General features: G+C 69.1%; 24 protein-coding genes. 10 read left to right on the top strand and 14 right to left on the bottom strand.

The genetic code is table 11. The features are described 5' to 3' along the window. The first annotated feature begins 73 nt into the window (after positions 1-73). The gene (locus MXC99_RS11140) at positions 74-874 is read left to right on the top strand and encodes an enoyl-CoA hydratase (protein ID WP_247725523.1); all 801 of its coding nucleotides are present in this window, start codon (positions 74-76) and stop codon (positions 872-874) included. Positions 875-887: 13 nt separating this feature from the next. Then, positions 888-1,658 (top strand): TatD family hydrolase, encoded by a 771-nt coding sequence (locus tag MXC99_RS11135; RefSeq protein WP_247725522.1) that lies wholly within the window; start codon positions 888-890, stop codon positions 1,656-1,658. Positions 1,659-1,667: 9 nt separating this feature from the next. On the opposite strand, the gene MXC99_RS11130 is transcribed toward MXC99_RS11135, so the two are convergent. Beyond that, a complete protein-coding gene (locus MXC99_RS11130) occupies positions 1,668-2,270 on the bottom strand; it encodes a TetR/AcrR family transcriptional regulator (RefSeq protein WP_247725521.1) in 603 nt (200 codons plus the stop codon). Between the two features lie 148 nt (positions 2,271-2,418). Between MXC99_RS11130 and MXC99_RS11125 the strand changes: the two genes are divergently transcribed. Beyond that, a complete protein-coding gene (locus tag MXC99_RS11125) occupies positions 2,419-4,215 on the top strand; it encodes an acyl-CoA dehydrogenase (RefSeq protein WP_247725520.1) in 1,797 nt (598 codons plus the stop codon). Between the two features lie 198 nt (positions 4,216-4,413). Here MXC99_RS11125 and MXC99_RS11120 read toward each other — a convergent pair whose 3' ends face one another. From MXC99_RS11120 to ompR, 6 genes are read right to left on the bottom strand one after another with little or no spacing between them, the layout of a single operon-like run. Further along, the gene (locus MXC99_RS11120) at positions 4,414-5,196 is read right to left on the bottom strand and encodes a peptidylprolyl isomerase (RefSeq protein WP_247725519.1); all 783 of its coding nucleotides are present in this window, start codon (positions 5,194-5,196) and stop codon (positions 4,414-4,416) included. Between the two features lie 10 nt (positions 5,197-5,206). Further along, positions 5,207-5,497, bottom strand: coding sequence for a BolA family protein (locus MXC99_RS11115; RefSeq protein WP_247725518.1), 291 nt, complete (start codon positions 5,495-5,497; stop codon positions 5,207-5,209). Next, a complete protein-coding gene (locus tag MXC99_RS11110; protein WP_247725517.1) occupies positions 5,494-5,793 on the bottom strand; it encodes a YciI family protein in 300 nt (99 codons plus the stop codon). Before MXC99_RS11110 ends, MXC99_RS11115 begins: the two co-directional genes overlap by 4 nt. Further along, positions 5,793-6,401, bottom strand: coding sequence for a septation protein A (locus tag MXC99_RS11105; protein ID WP_247725516.1), 609 nt, complete (start codon positions 6,399-6,401; stop codon positions 5,793-5,795). The genes MXC99_RS11110 and MXC99_RS11105 overlap by 1 nt, the downstream gene beginning before the upstream one ends. Continuing rightward, a complete protein-coding gene (locus MXC99_RS11100) occupies positions 6,398-7,798 on the bottom strand; it encodes an ATP-binding protein (RefSeq protein ID WP_247725515.1) in 1,401 nt (466 codons plus the stop codon). Before MXC99_RS11100 ends, MXC99_RS11105 begins: the two co-directional genes overlap by 4 nt. A 7-nt stretch (positions 7,799-7,805) precedes the next feature. Next, positions 7,806-8,567, bottom strand: a complete 762-nt coding sequence (gene ompR, locus MXC99_RS11095) for an osmolarity response regulator transcription factor OmpR (protein WP_247725514.1) — start codon at positions 8,565-8,567, stop codon at positions 7,806-7,808. A gap of 374 nt (positions 8,568-8,941) precedes the next feature. Here ompR and MXC99_RS11090 point away from each other — a divergent pair, with 374 nt between their 5' ends. Genes MXC99_RS11090 through MXC99_RS11075 form a run of 4 tightly spaced genes read left to right on the top strand, consistent with a single transcriptional unit; the run spans position 8,942 to position 11,303 of the window. Next, complete coding sequence (locus MXC99_RS11090) at positions 8,942-9,193, top strand: hypothetical protein (RefSeq protein ID WP_247725513.1); 252 nt, start codon at positions 8,942-8,944, stop codon at positions 9,191-9,193. Between the two features lie 42 nt (positions 9,194-9,235). Beyond that, on the top strand, positions 9,236-9,928 hold the full coding sequence (gene tsaB / locus MXC99_RS11085) for a tRNA (adenosine(37)-N6)-threonylcarbamoyltransferase complex dimerization subunit type 1 TsaB (protein ID WP_247725512.1): 693 nt from the start codon (positions 9,236-9,238) through the stop codon (positions 9,926-9,928). After that, positions 9,928-10,392: a ribosomal protein S18-alanine N-acetyltransferase gene (gene rimI / locus MXC99_RS11080; RefSeq protein WP_247725511.1), complete on the top strand. Its 465-nt coding sequence runs from the start codon at positions 9,928-9,930 to the stop codon at positions 10,390-10,392. Before tsaB ends, rimI begins: the two co-directional genes overlap by 1 nt. Further along, on the top strand, positions 10,392-11,303 hold the full coding sequence (locus MXC99_RS11075) for a uracil-DNA glycosylase (RefSeq protein WP_247725510.1): 912 nt from the start codon (positions 10,392-10,394) through the stop codon (positions 11,301-11,303). The genes rimI and MXC99_RS11075 overlap by 1 nt, the downstream gene beginning before the upstream one ends. 112 nt (positions 11,304-11,415) lie before the next feature. Here MXC99_RS11075 and lplT read toward each other — a convergent pair whose 3' ends face one another. Continuing rightward, positions 11,416-12,669: a lysophospholipid transporter LplT gene (gene lplT / locus MXC99_RS11070; RefSeq protein WP_247725509.1), complete on the bottom strand. Its 1,254-nt coding sequence runs from the start codon at positions 12,667-12,669 to the stop codon at positions 11,416-11,418. Between the two features lie 227 nt (positions 12,670-12,896). Here lplT and MXC99_RS11065 point away from each other — a divergent pair, with 227 nt between their 5' ends. The 3 genes from MXC99_RS11065 to MXC99_RS11055 all read left to right on the top strand — a co-directional run bounded on the left by MXC99_RS11065 (position 12,897) and on the right by MXC99_RS11055 (position 17,352). Beyond that, positions 12,897-13,817 carry a LysR family transcriptional regulator gene (locus MXC99_RS11065; RefSeq protein WP_247725508.1) on the top strand — a complete coding sequence of 307 codons (921 nt, stop codon included), beginning with the start codon at positions 12,897-12,899 and terminating at the stop codon, positions 13,815-13,817. Positions 13,818-13,825: 8 nt separating this feature from the next. After that, the gene (gene radA / locus MXC99_RS11060; protein ID WP_247725507.1) at positions 13,826-15,229 is read left to right on the top strand and encodes a DNA repair protein RadA; all 1,404 of its coding nucleotides are present in this window, start codon (positions 13,826-13,828) and stop codon (positions 15,227-15,229) included. 113 nt (positions 15,230-15,342) lie between these two features. Continuing rightward, a complete protein-coding gene (locus tag MXC99_RS11055; RefSeq protein WP_247725506.1) occupies positions 15,343-17,352 on the top strand; it encodes a chorismate-binding protein in 2,010 nt (669 codons plus the stop codon). 46 nt (positions 17,353-17,398) lie between these two features. On the opposite strand, the gene MXC99_RS11050 is transcribed toward MXC99_RS11055, so the two are convergent. The 6 genes from MXC99_RS11050 to MXC99_RS11025 form a co-directional block, all read right to left on the bottom strand. Further along, the gene (locus tag MXC99_RS11050) at positions 17,399-17,848 is read right to left on the bottom strand and encodes a hydrogenase maturation protease (protein ID WP_247725505.1); all 450 of its coding nucleotides are present in this window, start codon (positions 17,846-17,848) and stop codon (positions 17,399-17,401) included. Positions 17,849-17,927: 79 nt separating this feature from the next. Next, positions 17,928-19,400, bottom strand: a complete 1,473-nt coding sequence (locus tag MXC99_RS11045) for a Ni/Fe hydrogenase subunit alpha (RefSeq protein WP_247725504.1) — start codon at positions 19,398-19,400, stop codon at positions 17,928-17,930. A gap of 90 nt (positions 19,401-19,490) precedes the next feature. Further along, on the bottom strand, positions 19,491-20,033 hold the full coding sequence (locus MXC99_RS11040; protein ID WP_247725503.1) for an NADP oxidoreductase: 543 nt from the start codon (positions 20,031-20,033) through the stop codon (positions 19,491-19,493). Continuing rightward, positions 20,030-20,761: a 2Fe-2S iron-sulfur cluster-binding protein gene (locus MXC99_RS11035; RefSeq protein WP_247725502.1), complete on the bottom strand. Its 732-nt coding sequence runs from the start codon at positions 20,759-20,761 to the stop codon at positions 20,030-20,032. The genes MXC99_RS11040 and MXC99_RS11035 overlap by 4 nt, the downstream gene beginning before the upstream one ends. Further along, the gene (locus MXC99_RS11030; protein WP_247725501.1) at positions 20,758-22,563 is read right to left on the bottom strand and encodes an NADH-ubiquinone oxidoreductase-F iron-sulfur binding region domain-containing protein; all 1,806 of its coding nucleotides are present in this window, start codon (positions 22,561-22,563) and stop codon (positions 20,758-20,760) included. Before MXC99_RS11030 ends, MXC99_RS11035 begins: the two co-directional genes overlap by 4 nt. After that, positions 22,560-23,843: an MFS transporter gene (locus MXC99_RS11025; RefSeq protein ID WP_247725500.1), complete on the bottom strand. Its 1,284-nt coding sequence runs from the start codon at positions 23,841-23,843 to the stop codon at positions 22,560-22,562. The genes MXC99_RS11030 and MXC99_RS11025 overlap by 4 nt, the downstream gene beginning before the upstream one ends. Between the last annotated feature and the right edge of the window lie 150 nt (positions 23,844-23,993).

Genomic DNA, 23,993 nt, shown 5'->3' with positions numbered 1-23,993 from the left:
CGGAGTTGGGCCGGGAGCGGGCGAGGAGGTACCATGGCGCCGCGCCCGCGCTGATGACCTGGAGCCCCGACCGATGGCGATGCCGCCCGACACGACCGCTGAACCCTTGCTGCTGCGCCGCGACGATGCCGGCGTCGCGACGCTGACGCTCAACCGTCCCGCGCGCTTCAATCCCTTGTCGCTGGCGATGCTCGAAGCCCTGCTCGAGGCCTTCGATGCCATTGCCCGGGACCCGCAGGTGCGGGTGGTGGTGCTCGCCGGTGCGGGCAAGGCATTTTGCGCCGGCCACGACCTGAAGGAAATGCGCGCGACGCCTGCCCTGGGGTTCCAGCAGCAGCTCTTTCGCTCGTGCAACCGCCTCATGATGAAGCTCGCCGAGCTTCCGCAGCCGGTCATCGCGCGCGTGCATGGCATCGCCACGGCGGCCGGCTGCCAACTGGTGGCGATGTGCGACCTCGCAGTCGCCGCCGACAGCGCCCGCTTCGCGGTGTCCGGGATCGATGTCGGCCTGTTCTGCGCCGCCCCGGGCGTGGCGCTGTCGCGCAATGTCGGGCGCAAGCAGGCGTTCGAGATGCTGGTGACCGGGCGCTTCATCGACGCGCACGAGGCCAGGCGCTGCGGCCTGCTCAACCGGGTGGTTGCCGAGGCCGCGCTCGATGCCGAAGTCGCGGCGCTCGCCGCCGCCATCGTCGCCCGGTCCGCAGCGGCGATCCGTTCCGGCAAGCAGCTGTTCTACAGGCAGCTCGAGATGGGGGTGGATGCCGCCTATCAGCTTGCGGCGGAAACCATGGCGCACGACATGATGTACGACGATGCCGCCGAAGGCATCGATGCCTTCCTCGCCGGGCGCCCGCCGATGTTCAAGGGCAGCTGAAACCGAGCCCCCGATGCTGATCGACACCCACGTCCATCTCGATGCGGCCGAGTTCGATGACGACCGCGAGACGGTGATCGCCGCGGCCCGCGCCGCCGGCGTGGACGGCTTCGTCGTGCCCGCAGTCGGGGCGGAAAACTTCGATGCGGTGGCGGCGCTGGCCGCGGCCCGCAGCGATACCGCGTGTGCGCTCGGCGTTCATCCCCTGTACGTGATGCGGGCCCGCGCGGAAGATCTCGATGTGCTCGACCAGCGTTTGGGCGAGGGACTCGCGCTGGCGGTGGGCGAGATCGGCCTCGACCATTTCGTGCGCGATGTCGATCCGGCGCGTCAGCTCGATTTTTTTGCCGCCCAACTCGGCCTCGCGCGCAAGCACGGCCTGCCGGTGATCCTGCACGTGCGTCGCGCGATCGACCCGATCCTCGGGCAGCTGCGCCGCATTACCGTTCCCGGCGGCATCGCCCACGCCTTCAACGGCAGCCGGCAGCAGGCCGAGATGTTCATCGCCCTCGGCTTCAAGCTCGGCTTCGGCGGATCGATGACGTTTTCCGGCTCGACGCGGATCCGCGCGCTCGCCGCCAGCCTGCCGCTGGAGGCGATCGTGCTGGAAACCGATGCGCCCGACATCCCGCCGGCCTGGGGGCAAGGGCAGCGCAATACGCCCGCGAATCTGCGGGCCTATGCCGAGCTGCTCGCCGAGCTGCGCGCCCTCCCCGTGGAGGAAATCGTCGCCGCCACCGGGCGCAACGCCAGCGCCGCGCTCGGCGGCTGGAGGCCGCGCTGACTTCCTGGCTCAGTCCGGGGCAGGCGTTCTGGCGCTCCCCGAACGTGCGATCAGGTCTGCGATATCGCGCTTGAGCCGGGCGATGTCGCTGTCGAAACGGTCGTAGATCATCAGCGACACACCGAACACGTAAGCGTAGAGCAGCATGCAGCGGCTGGACGCTTCCTCCATCGGTACCCCGCAGGCGAGAAACAGCTCGCGGCCACAGCGTAGGCGGACGTCGTCGACTTCGGCGACGATCGCGGCGGCCTGGGCATCACGGCGCGCCCAGTCGCGCACCGCGAGTTCGATCATCATCCCGCGCCGGCTGCGGCTGGCGCCGTACACGTCGATGACGTGGTAGATCTGTTCGAGCGCCCGTCCCGGCTGGGCCCGGGTCTGCTTGCGGATGTCGCGGATGCGGCCCTCTTTCCAGTGGTGCAGTACGCCCATCAGCAAATCGCGGCGATCGCTGAAGTGCCAGTAGAAGCTGCCTTTGGTGACCTTGAGGCGCTTGGCGAGCACTTCGACGCGCAGTCCGGCGATGCCTTCCTCGGCGAGGACTTCGGTGGCACCCGCGATCCAGGCATCGCGATCGAGCTGCACACGCGGTTTTTTGGCTAAGTTTTCCATACGGTATAGTATGGGTGATTCTTTCTCCATGCGCTACCGTGTACAGCCGTACCGATCTCCCGCCGTCCGGTACGAATCCGGTTCGGCGCATGGCTCCTGCCGCCTGCTCCGGAAATCCGACCCACCACCATCCTGGAGTGATCCACTCATGAGCAACTACAGCGCGCCTCTCCGTGACATGCAGTTCGTGATGCGTGATCTCGCCGGCCTCGACGAGATCACCCGGCTGCCGGGCAACGAGGATGTCACTCCCGACCTGGTCGATGCCATTCTCGAAGAGGCCGACAAGTTCGCCGCTGGCGTCCTGGCGCCATTGAACCGCAGCGGCGACCAGCATGGCGCCAGGTGGCATGACGGTGAAGTCAGCACTGCGCCGGGCTGGAAGGAGGCCTACCGCCAGTTCGCCGAATCGGGCTGGACGGCCATCGCCTGCGATCCGCAGCATGGCGGTCAGGGCTTGCCGAAGCTGGTGTCGACCGCGGTCATGGAAATGTGGAAGTCGGCCAACATGGCCTTCTCGCTGTGCCCGATGCTCACCACCGGCGCGATCGAAGCCCTGATGCTGCGCGGCTCCGAGGCGCAGAAGGCGATGTATCTGCCGAAGATGGTGTCGGGCGAATGGACCGGGACGATGAACCTGACCGAACCCCAGGCGGGATCCGATCTCGCTGCGGTCCGTACCCGCGCCGAGCCGCAGGCCGACGGCAGCTACCGGCTTTTCGGGCAGAAGATCTTCATCACCTACGGCGAGCACGACCTCACCGGCAACATCGTCCATCTCGTGCTCGCCCGCCTGCCGGATGCGCCCGAAGGGGTGAAGGGGATCTCGCTCTTCGTCGTGCCGAAGTACCTGGTCGAGGCCGACGGCAGCCTGGGGGCGCGCAACGACGTGCGCTGCGTGTCGATCGAGCACAAGCTCGGGATCCACGCCAGCCCGACCTGTGTGCTCGCCTTCGGCGACCAGGGCGGCGCGGTCGGCACCCTGGTGGGCGAACCGAACCGCGGCCTCGAGTACATGTTCATCATGATGAACGAGGCCCGCTTCGCGGTCGGCATGGAAGGCCTGGCCCTGTCCGAGCGCGCCTACCAGCATGCCCTGCAGTATGCCAGGGAGCGCGTCCAGGGCACCGAGGCGGGAGTCCGTGGCGGCCCCAAGGTCAGCATCATCCGCCACCCCGACGTGCGCCGGATGCTGATGTCGATGAAAAGCCAGACCGAGGCGATGCGCGCGCTGGCCTACGTCGTCGCCGCCGAGACCGACAAGGCCCATCGTCACGCCGACGCCCAGCAACGCGCGTGCAGCCGGGCCTTCGTCGATCTGATGATTCCGGTGGTGAAAGGCTGGCTGACGGAGAACGCGTTCGAGATCGCCTCGACCGGTGTCCAGGTGCACGGCGGCATGGGCTTCATCGAGGAGACCGGCGCGGCGCAGCATCTGCGCGACGCCCGCATCACCTCGATTTATGAAGGTACGACAGCCATCCAGGCCAACGACCTGATCGGGCGCAAGATCGCCCGTGATGGCGGGGCCGCGATCGGCGCCGTGGTGCGGCAGATGGGTGCGGTCGAAGCCGAACTTGCTGCACTCGGCGACGAATCCTTCGCCCCCATCCGCCGTGCGCTGGGCAGCGGGATCGCCGCACTCGAGGAAGCGGTGGCCTATCTTCTCGCCACCTACGACCAGGACATCAAGGCCGCCTCGGTCGGAGCCGTTCCCTTCCTCCGGCTGCTCGGCATCGTCGCCGGCGGCTGGCAACTGGCCCGTGCGGCGCTGGCGGCCCGGCGCAGGCTCGAGGCCGGCGAGGGCGAGGCGGATTTCTACCGGGCGAAGATCGTCAGCGCGCGCTTCTATGCCGACCACGTCATGGCGCAGGCGCCCGGCCTGGCCTATACGGTGGTGAATGGGGCGGCGGGCGCGCTGGAACTGGACGATACGCAGTTCTGAACCGCCGAGGCGGCGAGCGAGGATCTGGCGCTGCCACCGGCATCGGGCCGGGCGCAACATCGCGCCTGCCGCGGGCGCGGCGCCCTTTCCACTCCCGACAGCCGTCCCCGGCTGCACCGAAAACGACAACGGCGCCGGTCCCGATGCGGGATCCCGGCGCCGATGCTTCCCGTCCTGGCGCTAAAAGCGCGGCCGGGCTTATTCGACCTTGGCCTTCTCGCGCAGCGCCTGGATGTGTTTTTCCACCTTCTGCTGCTGCAGGCGCTGTTGCAACTGCGGTTTGACTTCGTCGAGCGGGGGCGGCTGCACATCGCGCATATCGTCGAGCTGGATGACGTGGTAGCCGAAGTCGCTCTTCACCGGAGTGGCGGTGTATTTGCCTTTTTCCAGCTTCACCATGGCATCGGAGAAAGGCTTCACAAACATGCCCGGGTTGCTCCAGCCCAGTTCTCCGCCGCGATCCTTGGAGCCGGGATCGAGCGACTCCTTGGCGACTTCTTCGAACGGCGTACCGTTCTGCAAGCGGGCGATGATCGCCTTCGCCGCGGTTTCGGTTTCGACCAGGACGTGGCGCGGCTTGTATTCCTTGCTGCCCAGGCGTGCCTTGATGGTTTCGTATTCGGCCTTGAGTTCGGCATCGGAAACCGGGTTGGCGCGCACATATTCCTGCAGGTAGGCGCGGATCAGGATCGCCTGGCGGGCCATGTCCATCTGGGCCTGGACTTCGGCCTTCTTGTCCAGACCCTTGCCGGTCGCGGCCTGGCCCAGGACTTCACGGCGGATCAGCTCTTCCCGGACCGCTTCGTTCAGCTCCTGGCTGTCCGGCGTGCCTTGGGCGCGCTGTTCGGCAAGCATGGTTTCGGCGCGCGAGGCCGGAATGGCGACGCCATTGACTTTGGCGACCGGGTCGGCGGCGAGCGCAGGCCAGGCGAGAAAGCCGGCAAGCAGGGTGACGGCGAGACGGCTCGGAAACAGTTTCATCGGGTATTCCTCAGGGAGTGGAGTGCTTTGCGGCCTCGGTGGCCGAAAAGGCGCGAATGGCCAGGGCGTGGATGTCTTTTTTCATCATCCCGCCCAGTGCCTGGTAAATCATGCGGTGACGGGCCACCGTGCCGTGCCCTTCGAACGCGGCGGACACCAGCGTCAGGCGGTAGTGCCCGCCACCGTCGCGGGCGCCGGCATGGCCGGCATGCAGCGCGCTGTCGTCGCCGACCTCGATCAGCTCGACCGGAAAGGCGGAGCAGAGCGTCGCGCGGATGCGTTCGGCCACTTCGGCGCTCACGGCAGGACCTTCCGGAATGGACGGACGGTGGTGCGGGCGAACACGCCTTGCCTGGCGTAAGGGTCTTCGGCGAGCCAGCGTTCGGCGCTGGCGAGCGAGTCGAATTCGGCGACCACCAGGCTGCCGGCAAAACCGGCCGGGCCGGGGTCGGGGGCGTCGATCGCCGGCATCGGTCCGGCCAGCAGCAGGCGGCCTTCGTCGCGCAGCGCCTCGAGGCGGGCGAGGTGCTCGGCGCGCACCGCGAGGCGGGTTTCCAGCGTCCCCGGCGCGTCCTCGCCGATCAGGGCGTAAAACATCAGTTGCTCTCCTCTTCGAGATGGCGGGACAGGTAGAACCCCTGGCCCAGCACGAACGCCAGCATCAGGCCGATGCCGCCGAACAGTTTGAAATCGACCCAGGTTTCTTCGCTGAAGTTGTAGGCCACGTACAGATTGAGCAGGCCCATGGCGATGAAGAAGCTCGCCCATGCCAGGTTCAGCCGCTCCCAGACCGGATCGGGAAGGCGGATCTGCGCCTCGAGCATGTTGCGGATCAGGTTGCGGTGCAGCAGGGCGGCCGAGCCGAGCAGCACACATCCGAACAGCCAGTACAGCGCGGTGGGCTTCCACTTGATGAACGTGGGGTTATGAAAGAACAGGGTAGCGCCGCCGAACACGGTGATGATCGCCAGGCTCACCCACAGCATGGTGTCGACCTTGCGATGGCGCAGCCAGACCAGCGCGATCTGCAGCGCGGTTGCGGCGATGGCGACGACGGTGGCGATCAGGATCGGCGCCTGGTTGACAGCGATCCCGTCGCCGAGCCAGCCGCTGAGCAGCGCGTGGGCTGCTTCCGGGTGGGCCCCGCCGAGCTTGTAGGCGGCGAAGAAGAGGATGACCGGCAGAAGGTCGAAAAGGAATTTCATGCGGCAGAATTATAGCGGGTGTCGGTTCCGGCGGAGTCCGGTAGATTGAGGATGGCGCGCAGGCCGCCGCCCGGGCGCGGTAGGAGGTCGAGCCGGCCGTGGTGGGCTCGCATCACTCGATCGACGATGGCCAGGCCGAGCCCCGCACCTTTGGTGTTGCTGCGCGCTGCCTCGAGCCGGGTAAAGGGGTGGCGCATGCGCTCGACCTGGTCTTCGGGAATGCCCGGGCCGCGGTCGGCGACTTCGATGCAGGCAAAGCTTTCGCGCCTGCCGATGTCGATGTCGAGCGGGCTATCATCGCCGGCGTAGCGCAGCGCGTTGTCGATCAGGTTGGCGAGGGCGCGACGCAGCGGCAGCACGTGGACGGCCGCTTCGAGCCGCTCCGCGCCGTGGATGCGGATATCGATTCCGCGCAGGCGGTAGGGTTCGGTGACCTCATGCACGAGGCGCACCAGGTCGAGCCGCTGCAGCGCCTGCTGCGGCTCGCCCCGGCCGAAATCGAGGAACTGGCCGATGATCCGGTCCATCTCCTCGATGTCGGCGACCATCGCCGAGACTTCGCTCGTCGGCGCGCCGGACATCTCGATCCCCAGGCGCAGGCGGGCGAGCGGTGTGCGCAGGTCGTGGGACACGCCGGCGAGAATCAGCGCGCGGTCGGCATCGTTGCGCGCGAGGTCTCCCGTCATGCGGTTGAAGGCGCGGGCGACGACGGCGATCTCCTGGGCGCCGGACTCCTCGATCAGCGGTGGCGTGCGTCCGCTGCCGATCATGTTGGCGGCACGCGCGAGCTGGCGCAGCGGGGCGCTGACCCGCGACACGATCAGGTAGGCGCCGAACAGCGCAGCCATCAGCGCGCCGCCCGCCCAGCCCAGCCAGCCGAAGGTGTCGGGGTTGTCGATACGTTCGGGCGGCAGCATCACCCAGTACTCGTCCTCCTCGTCTTCGGGATGAAGGCGGAAACTGACCCAGAAGCCTTCGAGCGTCTTCCACTTCGATGCGAAGCGGGTGTGCTCGCCAAGCTGGCGGCGGACGTCGGCCATCAGCAGGCGCAGGGGTCGGGTGTCGTCGAGGGCGCGGAGTTCGTCGCTGGCCTCGGCGGGATAGATGCGGATCCCCTCGAGCGCGGCGAGTTCGATCAGCAGGTCGGTCCGGCGCTCGATGTCGGCGTTGATCAGCGCGGTGCGGGTCAGATTGACCACTGAGACCACCATCTGCGCCACATCCCGCGCCCGCGCCGGCTCCTGCATGTAGCGGAAGATCTGCGACCACGCTCCGAGAGCCAGGGTCAGCAGCAGTGCAACGAGCAGGAAGGTCTGCCACAGCAGCGTGCCGGGCAGCACACGCGCGAGCAGGCGGCCCGGCGCGGGCCGGCGGGAAAGGGTCTGGCCCCCGGACATCGCAGCTTCAGTCTCCGGTCGCCGCCGGCTCCTGGCCACCGTTCGCCGCGCGTGGGTCTTCAGGCACGAACACGTAGCCGAAGCCCCACACGGTCTGGATGTAGCGCGGCTTGGCGGGGTCGTCTTCCACCAGCTTGCGCAGACGTGAAACCTGCACGTCGATGGCGCGATCGAACACGCCGTACTCGCGTCCGCGCGCCAGTTCCATCAGCTTGTCGCGCGACAGCGGCTGGCGCGGGTGGGTGAGCAGCACCTTGAGCAGGGAGAACTCTCCGGTGGTGAGCTGGATTTCCTCGCCACTGCGGGTCAGCGTGCGCGTCCCCAGGTTCACCGCGACCTGGCCGAAGCGGACGATCTCGTCTTCCGGCGTCGGCGCCCCGGGCAGGGTCTGCGGCTGGCGCCGCATCACCGCCTGGATGCGGGCGACGAGTTCGCGCGGGTTGAACGGCTTGGCGATGTAATCGTCCGCCCCCATTTCGAGGCCGACGATGCGGTCGACATCGTCGCCCTTGGCCGTGAGCATGATGATCGGGATGGGATTGTCCGCCGCCCGCAACCTGCGGCAGATGGTCAGCCCGTCTTCGCCCGGCAGCATCAGATCGAGCACGATCAGGTCGAAATGTTCGCGGTGCAGGGCGCGATCCATCAACGGCGCTTCGCCGACCGCCTTGACGCTGAACCCTTGTTCCTGAAGGTAGCGCGACAGCAACTCGCGCAAACGCGCGTCGTCATCGACGACGAGGATCCGATAGCGTGTTTTCTGATTCATGGCGGGAATCCTACCCTTGCTCCCGCAGCCTTTCCAGCGCTCCGCGACAAAGAGGACAGGGGCAGTGGGTAACGCTTCGTAAGAGCCCCGGCGGGGGGCAATATCGACTTACAAAGCGGAGGTGTGCGGGCCGCCGGGGGCTACCCATGAAATCCGTATTGCCGTATGTTCGGCAACAGCTTCGGAGAACTTCCGCGGCCCGTGTACCTATCATCCGCATCCTGCCCATTCCACCTTGCCCGGCCTGCCCCATCTCCTCGAGCATTCCCTCATCTGACGTTTCCTTCGCCGCCATGCCTGCCCGTGTCCCTGCCGCCTCTGCCCGCGCCCCTGCCGCGCCCCTCTTGGGAGGAATGTTCGCCGCAGCGTTCGTCATGCTCATCGCGATCGCGCCAGCACACGCCGAGCCATCGGAGCGGGAGAACCCGCGGGCGGAGATCGAAACCTCGGCCCACCCGTCGCGGGCCGGCGATTTGCGCCATGTACTGAATTCGGGCAGGGACATTGAAGGAGCTCCGCGGAGCCGGCGCCCGAGCAAGGACGAGCGCGAAGCGCTGCATCGCGATCTGCGCAGCGCCATGCAGGACGTTTATGGCGAACCGCCGCGCGCGCGCGGCCGGCGCTGAACGCGCTGCGAAGCCTCGCCGAGCCGGTAGAATACCGGCACCATGAAAGTACTCGCGATCGAAACCGCCTGCGAACAGGGAAGCGTAGCCTTGCTCTACGAAGGGGAGCTGCTGTCGCGTCGCATCGAAGGGGCGAAAAACCATTCCGAAGCCGTGCTGCGCGATATCCGCGATCTTCTGGGCGAGGCCGGGCTGGTTCCGGCGCAACTCGACGCGGTTGCCTTCGGTGCCGGGCCGGGGGCGTTTACCGGCCTGCGCCTGGCGTGCGGCATCGCCCAGGGGCTCGCACTGGGAGCCGATCTGGGCGTCGCGGCGATCTGCAGCCTGCAGGCGCTCGCGCTGCGCGCCGAGGCCCCGAGGGTGTTCGTGGCCACCGATGCCCGCATGGGCGAGGTCTATCACGCGGCCTTCGTGCACGACACCGAAAACGAGCCTCAAGCGGTAACCGGGATCGGCTGCTGTGCCCCCGGGGAGGTCGTGCTCCCCCCCGGGCGCTGGAGTGCCGCCGGATCGGCGTTCGCGGCGTGGCCGGAAGCCTTGCGCCAGCGTCTCGACGACCGCCTCGACGCCTGTCTGCCATCGTTGCTGCCCGATGCCGCCGAAGTGGCCCGCCTCGCCGTGCGCAGGGTGGAGCAAGGCGCCTTGCTCGCGCCCGAGCATGCCGCGCCTCTTTACGTGCGTGACAAGGTCGCCCTGACTACCGCCGAGCGGCTTGCCCGTGGAGGCCGCGCCTGATGGTGCTGTCGCAGGCGGTGTTGCGCCCGATGCGGGGCGAGGATCTCGACTGGGTCTGCGCATGCGAAGCCGAACTCCACGCTTTCCCGTGGACGCGGGGCAATTTCAACGATTCACTGGCGGCCGGCCACGAGCTGTGGGTCTGGGAGACGGAAAATGGCCCGGATGCAGCGCGGCTCGGTTATGCGGTGGTGCAGCGTGTCGCCGACGAAGCCGAGCTGCTCGACATCAGCGTGGCGCATCACGCTCAGCGCCGGGGAGTGGGGCGCGCGCTGCTTGCGCGCCTGATCGATCATGCGCGCGAACACGGCGCGACCCAGTTCTTTCTCGAAGTGCGGCCGTCGAATGTCGCCGCGCTTGCCCTGTATCGGAGCGCCGGCTTCGAGACGGTCGGCCGCCGGCGCGGCTATTACCCCGCTGCGCAAGGGCGCGAGGACGCCCTGGTAATGAGGCTGGCGCTGTGATGGCCGGGCGGGCGCCTTCGCGCCGTGCCGCGGTGCTGCGCGAGATGGGGCTGGGGCCGCTATGGCGGTTGCGCACGCAGGGCACGCAGCGGGTCGACGAGGAGGCCGGCGAGAGGAGCGCTGAAGCACCGCCCGGCGGTGTCCTGGAGGGGGTGGAGGCGGCTCATGGCGTCCCCCGTCCGCTCATGGCGGTCGCCCCGCAGCCGCCTTCCGCCGCCGTTTCGTCCCCGGCGCTCACTGCGCACGGATTCCCGGAACAGCACCCCACCGGGCGCCGGAGTGCAGAGGCCGCTGCCGGCGACATCGCTCCGCACGCCGATTCAGCGCGCAGTGCGCGCATCGCCACGCTGGGATGGGACGAACTCGAAGAGGACATCCGCCAGTGCCGTGCTTGCGTGCTGTGCGAGCGGCGCCGGCAGGCCGTGCCCGGCGTCGGTGATCGACAGGCGCGCTGGATGCTGGTCGGAGAGGGACCGGGAGCCGAAGAGGATCAGCGCGGCGAGCCTTTTGTCGGCCAGGCCGGCCGCCTGCTCGACAACATGCTGGCGGCGATCGGCCTGCGGCGGGGAGAGGATGTCTATATCGGCAATGCGGTGAAGTGCCGCCCGCCGCACAACCGCACCCCGGAGCGGGCCGAACTGGCCGCCTGCCGGCCTTACCTGGAGCGCCAGATCGCTCTGATCCAGCCACGCCTCCTTGTAGCGCTCGGGCGCCCGGCGGCGCAGGCTCTGCTCGATCGGGAAATCGCCATTTCGGCTGCGCGCGGCAAGCTCTTCGAACATGCCGGCGTGCCGGTGGTAGTCACTTATCATCCCGCTTACCTGCTGCGCAACCCGCGCGACAAGGCCAAGGCCTGGGAAGACCTGTGCTTCGCACGCCGATTCATGGCGCGTACGGCAGCGAACGGCTGATTCGCCGCGGCGGATTCTCTTCTACCGGCCTCCCCAAGAAAACACAGGGCCGCCTCAGGCCTTCCTGTTCCCCCCGGGGGGAGGGAACGGCAAAGCCGTTGCCGGGGGGCGCTCAATGCGTGCTGTGTTCGTCGAGCAGGGCGACGTCGTCGAATTCGCGCTGGTTGGCTTCGTGGCGGCGCTTGATCGCCAGCATCGTACCGGCCACGAAGAGACCGAACAGGACGATGACGATGTCGATCGACAGGCCCGCCATGAGCAGCAGCGCGTAGGTGCCGGTCATCACCAGGATGGACAGGTTCTCGTTGAAGTTTTGCACTGCGATCGAATGGCCCGCCCCCATCAGGATGTGACCGCGATGCTGCAGCAGGGCGTTCATCGGCACCACGAAGAAACCCGCCAGTCCGCCGACCAGCACCATCAGCGCCATCGCCATCCATGCTTCGGTGATCCCCACCATCGCGATCACGCCCACGCCCATCGCGATGCCGAGCGGGATCACCCGCACCGCGCGGCGCAGCGAGATGTAGCGCGCCGCGAGTACCGAGCCGGCGGCGACGCCCAGCGCGACCACTCCCTGCAGCATCGACGCCTGCGACAGACTCATGCCCAGGCTGTGCTCCGCCCACTTGATCACGATGAACTGGAGCGTGGCGCCCGCCCCCCAGAACAGGGTGGTCACCGCGAGCGAGATCTGGCCGAGCTTGTCGCGCCACAGCAGGCGCAGACAGTGGTTGAAGTCGTGGATCAGGTACAGCGGGTTGCTCTTGAGCGGCTTGTGATCGACCCCGGTGTCCGGGATGTAGGCGTTGAAGGCGGCGGCGATCAGATACAGCGTGCCGATGACCAGCACCGCGGCTTCGAACGGCGTGTCGGCAAAGGGAAGGCTCAGCGCCATCAGGGCATCGCCGATGTCGTTGTCGATCATCGCCCCCCCCATCATCGTGCCGATGATGATCGCCGCCACGGTCAGGCCTTCGATCCAGCCGTTGGCCAGCACCAGCAGGCGGTGCGGCAGGTACTCGGTCAGGATGCCGTACTTGGCCGGCGAATAGGCGGCTGCGCCGAGGCCGATGATCGCGTAGGCAAACAGGGGGTGGGTGCCGAGAAAGAGCATCAGACAGCCGCCGATCTTGATCGTGTTGCTGATCAGCATCACGCGCCATTTCGGCATCGAGTCGGCGAAGGCGCCGACGAAGGCGGCCAGGCCGACGTAGGAGAGAGTGAAAAAAAGCTTGAGCAGCGGCTCGTACTCGGAGGGCGCGGCCATGTCGCGCAGCAAGGCGATGGCGACGATCAGCAAGGCATTGTCGGCGAGCGCGGAAAAAAACTGCGCAGCCATGATGATGTAAAAGCCTAGCGGCATCGTCCAGGATCCGGAGTAGGGCGACTCGATGCAACTCAAGTTCGGAGGGCGGTTTATATCACGAAGCCGTGCTTACGGTGATTGACTCCGCGCAAGCCCGCTGCGCAGAGATCCGGTGCCTCCGCCTTCTTACCCCGAAGGGGTATCCCAGCGTCCAAGTTGACGGGATCGCGCAAAACGTAAGTTTTGTGCTTTAATTGCCAATAAATCATACTTATCCACACCAAATGGCAGATCGTAGACTTCAGGTGTTCCACGCGGTGGCCAAGCACGGGTCATTCACCCGCGCCGCCGAGCACCTCCACATGACCCAGCCAGCGGTCACGTTCCAGATCAAGCAGCTCGAAGAGCATTTCGACACCCGCCTGCTCGACCGCGGCCACGGCAAGATCACCCTGACTACGGCCGGCGAGCTCGTCCTGGCCTACGCCGAGCGGATCCTCGGGTTGTCGGCCGAGCTCGATTCGCGCGTGTCCGAACTGACCGACGAGCTCGCCGGCCAGATCAAGATCGGCACCAGCACGACCATCGCCGCCTACTGGCTGCCGCAGATCCTGGAAGGCTTCAAGCGGCGCTACCCGCGCGTGCTGCCGCGGGTGCTGGTGGGGACTTCAAAACTCACCGAAGACCGCGTCGCGGCGCGGGAACTCGACATCGGCCTGATCGAGATCGCCACCGAGCAGCATTCGATCGAACGCCACAGTGCGGCGCGTGACGAACTCCTGGTGATCTGCCGCCCCGACCATCCGCTGGCGCGCTTCGAGCGCCTGAGCGCGAAGGATCTGGTCGGATATCCCTTCATCGACCGCGATCCCGGCAACGGCATTCGCCAGATCGCCGACGAGTTCTTCGAGGCGGCCGGGATCGCCGGCAGCGAAATCACGCTGTGCGCCGAACTGGGCAGCCTGGCCGCGATCAAGCAGCTGGCCGCAGCCGGGCTGGGATTTGCGATCGCATCCCGGCGCGCGATCCGGCGCGACGTCGAGGAAGGACGCCTGGCCGCGGTGCCGCTTGAGCCGCGTACGTATACGCCGCTCGAAGTGATCGTCCCCCGCGACAAGTTCCGCTCGCGCCTGATCACCGCCTTCGCCGACTACGCCTGCGAACAGTTCACCCACATCGCCGAGCAGGAAGAGCGCGAGCGGTAAGGCTGCCCATGGCCAAACCCAAGAGCGCCTTCGTGTGCACCGAGTGCGGTGCGCAAGCCCTGCGCTGGCAGGGCCAGTGTCCGCAGTGCCAGGCCTGGAACACGATGGTGGAGACGCTGCTGGAGCCCGCTGCGCCTGTCTCCGGCAGCCGTTTTGCTGCACTCGCCGGGGTCTCCGCCCGCCTGCAGCCCCTTGCCGCGCTGGCGCCGCGCGAAGAACCGCGCCAGCCCACCGGGCTGGACGAGTTCGACCGCGTGCTCGGCGGCGGCCTGGTCGGCGGTGGGGTCGTGCTGATCGGCGGCGACCCCGGGATCGGCAAGTCCACGCTGCTGCTGCAGGCACTTTCCAACCTCGCCGGCCTGCCCGCTACCGACGGCGGCAGCCCGGCGGACGGCGCCGTGGTGTATGTCAGCGGCGAGGAATCGGGCGAGCAGGTCGCGCTGCGCGCCCAGCGCCTGCAACTGCCGCCATCGACGCTGCAGATGCTGGCCGAGATCAACCTCGAACGCATCCTGCACACTCTGCGCGAAGTCCGCCCCCGGGTTGCGGTCATCGATTCCATTCAAACCGTTTATTCCGAAGCTCTGCAATCGGCCCCCGGTTCCGTCGCCCAGGTGCGCGAATGCGCGGCCCAGCTCACCCGCTTCGCCAAGCAAAGCGGCACCAGCCTGATCCTGGTCGGCCACGTCACCAAGGACGGCACGCTCGCCGGGCCGCGCGTGCTCGAACACATCGTCGACACCGTGTTGTATTTCGAAGGCGACTCCCATTCGAGCTTCCGCCTGATCCGCGCATTCAAGAACCGCTTCGGCGCGGTCAACGAGCTGGGCGTGTTCGCGATGACCGAGCGCGGCCTGCGCGGCGTCTCCAACCCTTCGGCGCTCTTCCTGTCGCAGCACTCGCAGCAGGTCGCCGGCAGCTGCGTGCTGGTGACGCAGGAAGGCACGCGTCCGCTGCTGGTCGAGATCCAGGCCCTCGTCGACAGCGCACAAAGCCCCAACCCGCGCCGCCTGTCGGTCGGCCTCGAGCCGACCCGGCTGGCGATGCTGCTCGCGGTCATGCACCGCCATGCGGGCATCGTCTGCTTCGACCAGGACGTGTTCGTCAACGCCGTCGGCGGCGTCAAGATCGCCGAACCGGCAGCCGATCTGGCGATCCTGTTCGCGATCCAGTCTTCGCTGCGCGACCGCCCGCTGCGCCGCGGCCTGGCGGTGTTCGGCGAAGTCGGCCTCGCCGGCGAAATCCGCCCCGCGCCGCGCGGCCAGGACCGCCTGCGGGAGGCCGCCAAGCTCGGCTTCGATACCGCCATCGTGCCGCGCGCCAACGCCCCCAAGCAGGCGATCGAAGGCCTCCGCGTGATCGCCGTGGAACGTGTCGAAGAGGCGCTCGAGGAGCTGCGCGCGCTCGACTGAGCGCTGCCTGCGGGTACTCGGGCCGCGCCGCCTGGCGGTGCGCGACGGCGGCGTATTGTGCGCCCGCGCGCAAGACCTTAGACTCGCCGCCCCGTCGATCGGCATCGTTTCGCATGTCAGTGCCCGCGCCCACCTCCGGCTGTTTCGCCCTTCTCGATGACTGCCACGCCAGCCCGGCACAGCCGAGCAGCCGCCTGTATACCGGCTTCATCCGCGAGCGGTGCTGCGCCGACCCGGCCGCACTCGAAGCGGTCTGGGCCGAGGTCGCCGGCGACCTCGCCGCCGGCCTGCACGCGGTGCTCGTCGTCGACTACGACTGGGGCCGTGCGCTGGTGCGCCAGGGGGATGCCGCCTCGGCTCCGCCCTCGTCGCCACCGCCGGAGGGAACATCCACCGGGGCGCGAGCGCACGCCGACCCTCGGGCGCCCGCCGTGTCCGCCGGTGTCCTGCGCGTCCTGCTGTTCGCCGAGCGCGCGCTGCTCGCAAGCGCCGAGGTCGAGGCCTGGCTCGCCGCTCAGGAAGCGCTTGCGACCGGTGCCGGTGCCCAGACCGAGCCGGCCGCGGCGGGGACGCTGGCGCTGCAGCCCGGCATCGACCGGGCGGCGTTCGACGCGGCGATCGCCCGCATCCACCGCGCGATCGAGGCCGGCGAGACTTACCAGCTCAACTACACCTACCCGTTCGGAGTCCGTGCCTTCGGCGCTCCGGCCAGCCTGTACCGCCGCCAGCGCCGCCGCCAGCCGGTCGCGTATGGAGCGTGGATCGCCCTTCCTGACGAGGCGCCACTTCCGCCCCCCGGGGCCGACGCCGCCGGGGCTGCGCCGCCGGCATCCGCCGGCAGGCTGCGCCACATCCTGTCGTGCTCCCCCGAGCTTTTCGTGCGCCATGCCGGCGGGCGCCTGCAGGCCCGGCCGATGAAGGGCACGGCGGCGCGCGACGACGATCCGGAAGCCGACGCGCGGGCGGCCCGCAGCCTTGCCGCCGATCCCAAGAACCGCGCCGAAAACCTGATGATCGTCGATCTGCTGCGCAACGATATCGGGCGGATCGCGCGCACCGGCTCGGTGCGTGTGCCCGCCCTGTTCGAAGTCGAGCGCTACGCGACGGTGTGGCAGATGACGTCGTCCATCGAGGCCGCGCTGCCTGCCGACACCGGCTTTCCGGCCGTGCTGCGCGCGCTGTTTCCCTGCGGCTCGATCACCGGTGCGCCCAAGCGGCGCACGATGGAGCTGATCGAAGCGCTGGAAACGGGCCCGCGCGGGCTGTACACCGGCAGCATCGGCTGGATCGACGCCCCGCCGCCGGGCCGTGCCTGCGGCGACTTCTGCCTCTCCGTGGCGATCCGCACGTTGTGCCTGGAGGCGCCACAGGCCGATGGCCTGCGCCCGGGCGTTCTCGGCGTGGGGGCCGGAATCGTCATCGACAGCCGCGCCGCCGCCGAGTTCGACGAGTGCCGGCTGAAGGCGCGCTTCCTCTCCGGGCTCGACCCCGGCTTTTGCTTGTTCGAGACGATGCGGGTTTCGCCCGCGGGCGAGATCGCCCACCTCGATCCGCACCTCGCCCGGCTGGAGGCGAGCGCCGCGGTGTTCGGCTTTGCTTTCGACCGCGATGCGATCCTCCAGGCGCTCGCCGCCCGCAGCGGTCCCGGCCCGGCCGGGCGCGTCATGCGCCTGCGCCTGGCGCTGTTCAAGGACGGACGCAGCGAGATCGTGCTCGCCCCGCTCGAAGACCTGCCGCCGGGGCCGGTCGGAGTGCTGCTCGGCGATGTGCCGATCGACGGGCGCGATTTCTTCCTGCGCCACAAGACCAGCCTGCGCGCGCGCTACGACGCCGCAGTGGCACAGGCGGTGGCGCAGGGGGCGTTCGACGTGCTGTTCCAGAACGACCACGGCGAACTCACCGAAGGCGGGCGCAGCAACGTCTTCTTGCGCATCGACGGCGAGTGGCTGACGCCGCCGCTGCAGGCCGGTGTGCTGCCGGGCGTGACGCGCGCGCGCCTGCTCGCCGACCCCCGCTGGCAGGCGCGGGAAGCGGTGCTGCGGGTGGCCGACCTCGAGCGCGCGCAGCGGATCGTGCTCTGCAACGCGCTGCGCGGCCCGCTGCCGGCGGTGCTGCGACGCTGAGCGGATGTGTGCGGGGGCGCCGCGGGAATCTTCCCGGGCGCGCGTTTCAGGCCGGCTGTTCGAGCCAGCGCCGCGCCCAGTCCAGGGCCGCGTCGAGATGGGCGAGGGCGCGTGCTCCCGCCGGCTGGCCGAGTTCCCATTGCTCGCCGGCAATCGCCAGCAGCCAGGCGGGCGGCGGGTCGCCTTCAACCTCGCGGAACACCGCAAGCAGCGTCGCGGGCGACAGCGCGTGCGAAGTGAAGCCGAAGCCGGCCACAGCCGCCGGCGCCAGCGGCGATACGGCAAAAGGCGCAACGGCGTCGACCGTGGCGTCGACGAAAAGCACGCGGCTGCGGTTGCGCAGGTCGAGCACATGCTCCACCTGAAGCTGAAAGTCGGTCACACATTCGACTCCCTTCAGCCCCATTGCCTCGACTGCTTCGGCGAACAGCGGCCCAAGCGCATCGTCGCCGCGGCTCGGGTTGCCCCAGGCGAAGACCAGCGTGGGCGCGTTCACCGGACTGCCCTCTGGCCGCTACGCGCGCGCCTTCCCGGGGGCGGTGGGCGTTTCCCTGCGGGCGGCCGTGCGGGTGCGCTCATGCCGGGGCGCGCAGCCTGCGTTCGAGCTCGGCGCCGCCGGCATCGACCAGCACCACTTCGAGCGGCATCTTGCCGAGCGCGTGGGTGGCGCACGACAGGCAGGGGTCGAAGGCACGGATCGCCACCTCGATGCGATTGAGCAGGCCCTCGGTGAGCGCGCGGCCGTCGAAGTACTGGCGGGCCACTTCACGCACCGCGGTGTTCATCGCCTGGTTGTTGTGGGTGGTGGAGACGATCAGGTTGGCCATGCTGACAAGATCGTCGTCACCGACTTCGTAGTGATGGATGAGGGTGCCGCGCGGCGCCTCGATGACGCCGACGCCGCTGCGCCGGCGCGCGCCGGTCGTGACCAGCTCGTTGCCTTCGAGGGCATCGTCCTGGAGCAGGGTTTCGATCGTCTCGGCGGCAAACAGCATTTCGATCATCCGCGCCCAGTGGTAGGCGAGCGGGGCGTGGATCGGCGCGCCGTCGCCGTGGGCGAGGAATTCGCCGCGCTCGGCTTCGGCGAGCGGGGTCGGGATGCGGTCGCAGACCTGCAGCCGGGCGAGCGGGCCGACCTTGTACCAGCCGTGCTCGGGGCCGAGCGCGCCGAGGTAGGGAAACTTCATGTAGGTCCAGGGCTTGACCGCCTCGGTAATCAGGCCGGCGTAGTCCTGGACATCGACCTGGTCGTACAGCGTCGCGCCATCGGCGTCGCGCACGCGCAGCGCACCGTCGTAGAGATCTAGGCTGCCGTCGGCGGCGACCTGGCCCATGAAACCGGAACGGAAGTGGCCGAAGCGATCGTAGAGGACGGGGTCGCTGCGGTGCAGGCGCTTCACCAGCGCCACCGCTTCGCGGCTCCAGGCGATGACCTGGCCGAGGTCGCGGCGCAGCTCGGCGCGCTCGTCCGCACTGAGCGCGCGGTTGACTCCGCCCGGCACCGAGCCCGTGCCGTGCACGCGCTTGCCGGCGGTGAGGCGGATGACTTCCTGGCCGTACTTGCGCAGCAGGATGCCTTTGCGGGCGATGTCCGGATAACGCTCGAGCACGCCGACGAGGTTGCGCCGTCCGGCGTCGGCGTCGAAGCCGAACAGCAGGTCGGGCGAGGACAGGTGGAAGAAGTGCAGGGCGTGCGACTGCAGGATCTGGCCGTAGTGCATCAGCCGGCGCATGGCCTCGGCGGTGGGCGTGAGGCGCTCGACACCGAGCACGCGGTCGAGCGCCTTGCTCGCCGCGAGGTGGTGCGAGACCGGACAGATCCCGCACAGGCGCTGCACCAGCACCGGCACTTCCCAGTACGGCCGGCCCTCGATGAAGGCTTCGAAGCCGCGGAACTCGACGATGTGCAGGCGCGCCTGATGGACGCGGCCCTGCTCGTCGAGAAGCAGGGTGACCTTGCCATGGCCTTCGACCCGCGACACCGGATCGATGGCGACGCGGCGCAGGGTTTCGGGCGGGACGGCAGCAGTTTCGAGGTCGGGACGCATGAAGGGCGAGGGGTCCGGTTGCAGGTGGGAGCGCAGATGGGGCAGGCTGGATTCGGGAGAGCGCCGGCCACGGGCCGGCGGCTGCGATCCTCAGTCGTAACGCAGCAGCGGACCGTCGAGCCGGGGAGGGCGGCCGGCGATCAGCGCGCCGAGGAACTGGCGGAAGGCGTCGGCCGAGGGCGGGCAGCCGGGCAGGAAGTGGTCGACATGGACGAGCTCGTGCACTGGCCGGACCTTGTCGAGCAGCAGCGGCAGCTCGGGGTCGTCGGGAATCGTGCTGCCCGCGGCGAGGCCGGTGCCGTTGCAGTAGACCTGGCGCAGGATCGCGCCCAGCGGCAGGTGGTTGCGCTGCGCGGGCAGGCCGCCGTTGATCGCGCAGGCGCCGACCGCGACCAGCACCTTGCACTGGCGGCGGAATTCACGCAGTACGTGGACGTTTTCCGCGTTGCACAGCCCGCCTTCGATGAGGCCGAGGTCGCAGGGACCGCAGTGCTTGATGTCGGTCAGCGGCGAGCGGTCGAATTCGATCCGCTCGAGCAGTCCGAGCAGATCCTCGTCGAGGTCGAGGAAGGACATGTGGCAGCCGAAGCAGCCCGCCAGGGACACGGTGGCGACGCGCAGGCGGGGGCTCATCGGCGCACCTCGCTGCGCCCGGGGGCGGTTTTCGCGCCATCCGCGCGGGCGCCGAGCGGATGGCGGTCGTAGGTGCGGGCGCCGATCGGGGTGGCGAAGCCGGCTCCCTTCTTCAGGATCACGCCCACCGGACAGACGCTGGCAGCGCGGTCGGAGAGGGCGAAACCGGTATCGGCGAGACGCCCCGAGCCGGCATTCACCACCAGGTGGGCCTGCGCCCCGCGGCCGGCGATGGCGAACACGTTTTTGCCGTCGACGTCGCGACTCGCGCGCACGCACAGCTCGCACAGGATGCAACGGTTGAAGTCGAGCAGGACCTCGGGGTGGGACGCGTCGACCGGGCGCACGGGGTAGAAGTGCTCGAAATGCGGATCGAGCATCCCCAACTGGTAGGCGGTGGCCTGGAGTAGGCAGTCGCCGCTTTTTTCGCAGGCGGGGCAGAAATGGTTACCTTCGACGAACAGCAGCTGGAGCAGCGTGCGCCGGGCAGCGTCCAGCTCGGCGCTGGCGTTTTCCACCTCGAGGCCGGCGGCCGCGGGCGTGGTGCAGGCCGCCACTTCGCGCCCGCCGCAGCGCACGATGCACAGCCGGCACGAGCCGTGCGCGCTGAAGTCGGGGTGCCAGCACAGGTGGGGAATGTACTTGCCCGCCGCGCTGGCGGCCTGGATCAGGGTCTGGCCGGGCGAGAACGGGATCGCCTCGCCGTCGAGGAAGAAAGTGTCGCTCATCGCAGCGCTTCGCCGGGGATGGAGTCGGGATCGGGTGGGAAGGGGGGCTCGCAGCCGTCGCGGCCGACGGCCTGGCGGGCGGGGGCGAGCGCGGCCTCGAGGTCGAAGGCGGGAGCGAAATCCCCCGCGTGCAGCCGGCGGGTGAAGGCCGGACGGAACTTGTCGAGGATGTCGGTGAGCGCCAGCGCCGCCGTGCTGCCCAGGCCGCAATGGCTGGTGCTGCGCATCAGGCGGTGCATCGCCGCGAGCTCGTCGAGGTCGTCGGTGGTGCCCCGGCCGGCAGCGATCCGGTCCATCCGGCGGCGGTTCACCGCGGTGCCGACACGGCACGGAGTGCAGAAGCCGCAGCTTTCGTGGGCAAAGAAATCGACGAAGGCGTGCGCGACTTCGAACAGGTCGCGGCCCTGGTCGAAGACCATGAAGGAGCCGCCGGTGGGCACGTCCTCGAAGGCGATGCGGCGGCCGAACTCGGCCGGTGTCAGGCAATGGCCGGCGGCGCCGGCGATCTGCACCGCCTGCGTCGCCCGCGCACCGCAATCGGCCAGGACTTCGGCGACGGTGACGCCGAACGGATATTCGTAGATCCCCGGCCGGTCAACGTCGCCCGACACCGACAGCAGCTTGGTGCCGCTCGACTGTGCGGTGCCGACGGCACGGAAGGCCTCGCTGCCGTGCACCGCGACGAGAGCAGCGAGGGCGAGCGTTTCGACGTTGTTCACCGTGGTTGGCTGGTCGCGATAGCCGCGGCTCACCGGAAAGGGCGGGCGGATGCGCGGCCGGCCGGGGCGGCCTTCGAGCGACTCGAGCAGCGCCGATTCCTCGCCGCAGACATAGGCGCCGGCGCCGAGATGGATCTCGATGTCGAAGTCGAAGCCGCGGCCAAGGATGTCCGCGCCGAGCAGGCCCTGGCGGCGGCGCTCGGCGAGCAGCGCTTCGAGCGGGTCGAGCAGGTGGCGGTACTCGCCGCGCAGATAGATGAAGCCGCGGCACGCACCGACGGCGTGGGCGGCGATGCCCATGCCGTCGATCACGAGCTGCGGAAAATCGCTCAGCAGCACGCGGTCCTTGAACGTGCCCGGCTCGCCCTCGTCGGCGTTGCACACCACGTAATGTGCTTCGCCGGGTGCGGCACGACAGGCCCGCCACTTCGCCGCCGTCGGATAACCGGCGCCGCCGCGCCCGCGCAGGCGCGAAGCTTCGATCTCGGCCAGCAGGCCCTCGGGGGAGCGGGCGAGGGCAGCGGCCAGCGCCTCGCCGGGGGTGAACGAAGCAGACAGCAGCGCATCGCGGCGGCGGAGGTTGGGCTCGATGCGGAACCACTCTGCCGGCCAGTCATCGACCGCAACCCCGCGTCGGATCAGATCGGCCATCGGCACCACGCGCTCGGCGCCCATCCGCGTCAGCGGGCGCTGGTTGACGAGCAGTGCCGGGCCCTGGTCGCACAGGCCGGTGCACGACGTGGTGCCGACGCGGACCCGGCCATTTCCGGCGGGCAGACCGGGGGCCAGCTCCAGCGCCCGGCACAGCGCCGCAGCCAGCGCCGGGCCGCCCTGCATGCGGTCGGTGACGTTGTCCGCGAACAGGATGTCGTAGGCCAGCGCCGGGCCGGTGCGCAACAGGCTGTAGAAGCTCGCGCTGGCCAGGACCCGGGCCAGCGGCAGGCCGAGGGCGGAGGCGATCCGTTCGAGCAGGGCAGTCGGCAGGTGGCCGGCCCGCTCCTGCGCCTGGCGCAGGATCTGCAGCAGCTGCCGCGGGTCGTGGTGGTTGGCGGCGAGAATCGGTTCGAGTTCGGCGTCGGTCATGATCGCGGGGGCGTCGACAGAATCGGCTTGGCCGGGTCCGTCGCAGCGCCAGGTTTGCGGATCCGCCGGGCGATGAGCGAGGCCAGCACCAGGCCGCAGAGCGAAGCGGCCCCGGTGACGGCCCAGGTCCAGTGCCAGCCACCGCTCAGCGCCGCCACCCAGGCGATCAGCGGCGGCCCGAAGAACTGGCCGGTGGAAGACCACTGCTGCATCCAGCCTACCGTTGCCGAGACCGTGCGCTCGCTCGGCGCCACCTGGACGGCGAGCGAGAACAGCGCGCCAGGAATCAGGCCGCCGATCGCCGAGAACAGCAGCACGGCCACGTAGCGCACGACGAACAGCCCGTCGAATGCGCTTCCGAATGCGACCACCGTCCCCAGCGCCATGGAGACGAATGCGCCGTGAAGGATCTGGCGGGCCTCGATGCCACGGTGGAGCAGGCGACCGGCGGCGACGTTGCCGATCACGTTCACCAGGCAGACGAGCGCGGTCAGCGCGCCGCCGAGTCCGCTGCCGAGCCCGGCCTGGTCGTAGATCGAGGGGAGAAAGCCGACCACCCCCAGCCACTGGCTGGAATACATCGCAAAGCATAGGGCGACCAGCCAGGGACCGCTGCTGCCCAGGGTCAGGCGCAGGCGCTGGCGCCAGTCGTCGGTCGCGGAAGCGGCTGCCTCGGCGGGGGCGTCCGCCGCGCGAGCGGTTCGGCGCGAGTCGTCCGAAGGCACGCTCCGCCACAGCCACAGCGCCATGCCGAGCGATATGGCGGCGAGCAGCCACCACCAGCCCTGCCAGCCCACCACGGCCATCACCCACGGACCGCAGAACAGGGCGAGCGCGGTGCCGATCCCCATGTAGCCGCCCCACATGCCCAGATACAGCGCCAGCCGCTGCGGCGGCACCAGCGCGCGCAGCAGCGCCGGCGCGGGCAGCACCGTCAGCAGAAAGCCGAAGCCTTCCACTGCCCGCAGCCCGAGCAGCATCGGCGCATCCGGCGCCACGGCTCCGGCCGCGCTCGCAAGTGCCAGCACGCTCAGCCCGATCAGCATGCTGCGCCGCAGGCCGAGCCCTTCAACGGCGATGCCGGCGAGCAGCCCCAGCGCCATCCCGGCGAACTGCACCAGCGACAGCAGGAAGCCGGCCTGCAGCAAGGTGACGCCGAGCGCCTCGCGTAACACCGGAATCGCCGGCGGCAGCTTGCCGACATGCAGCGCGGCACCGATGCCGACGAGGATCACGACGAGCGCGGGCGCCCCCTTCGGAAAAACCTGTGTTGCCTTCATTCTCGATGCGCCACGCCTGATCAACCGGGAAAGTCTAACAGTACCATCGGCACCGCCCCGGCGGCGCGCCCGAAGCTACGACGTTCGAATGACTTTGCCGGCATGGGGCGAGCGCGGGGGCGGAACTTCAAGGGCGGGGCAGCGGTGTTG

The organism is Thauera aromatica (assembly GCF_023093595.1).
Taxonomy (GTDB): Bacteria; Pseudomonadota; Gammaproteobacteria; order Burkholderiales; family Rhodocyclaceae; genus Thauera; species Thauera aromatica_A.
Note: the sequence above shows the minus strand (reverse complement) of the source record. Positions and strands in the feature narration are given on the sequence as shown.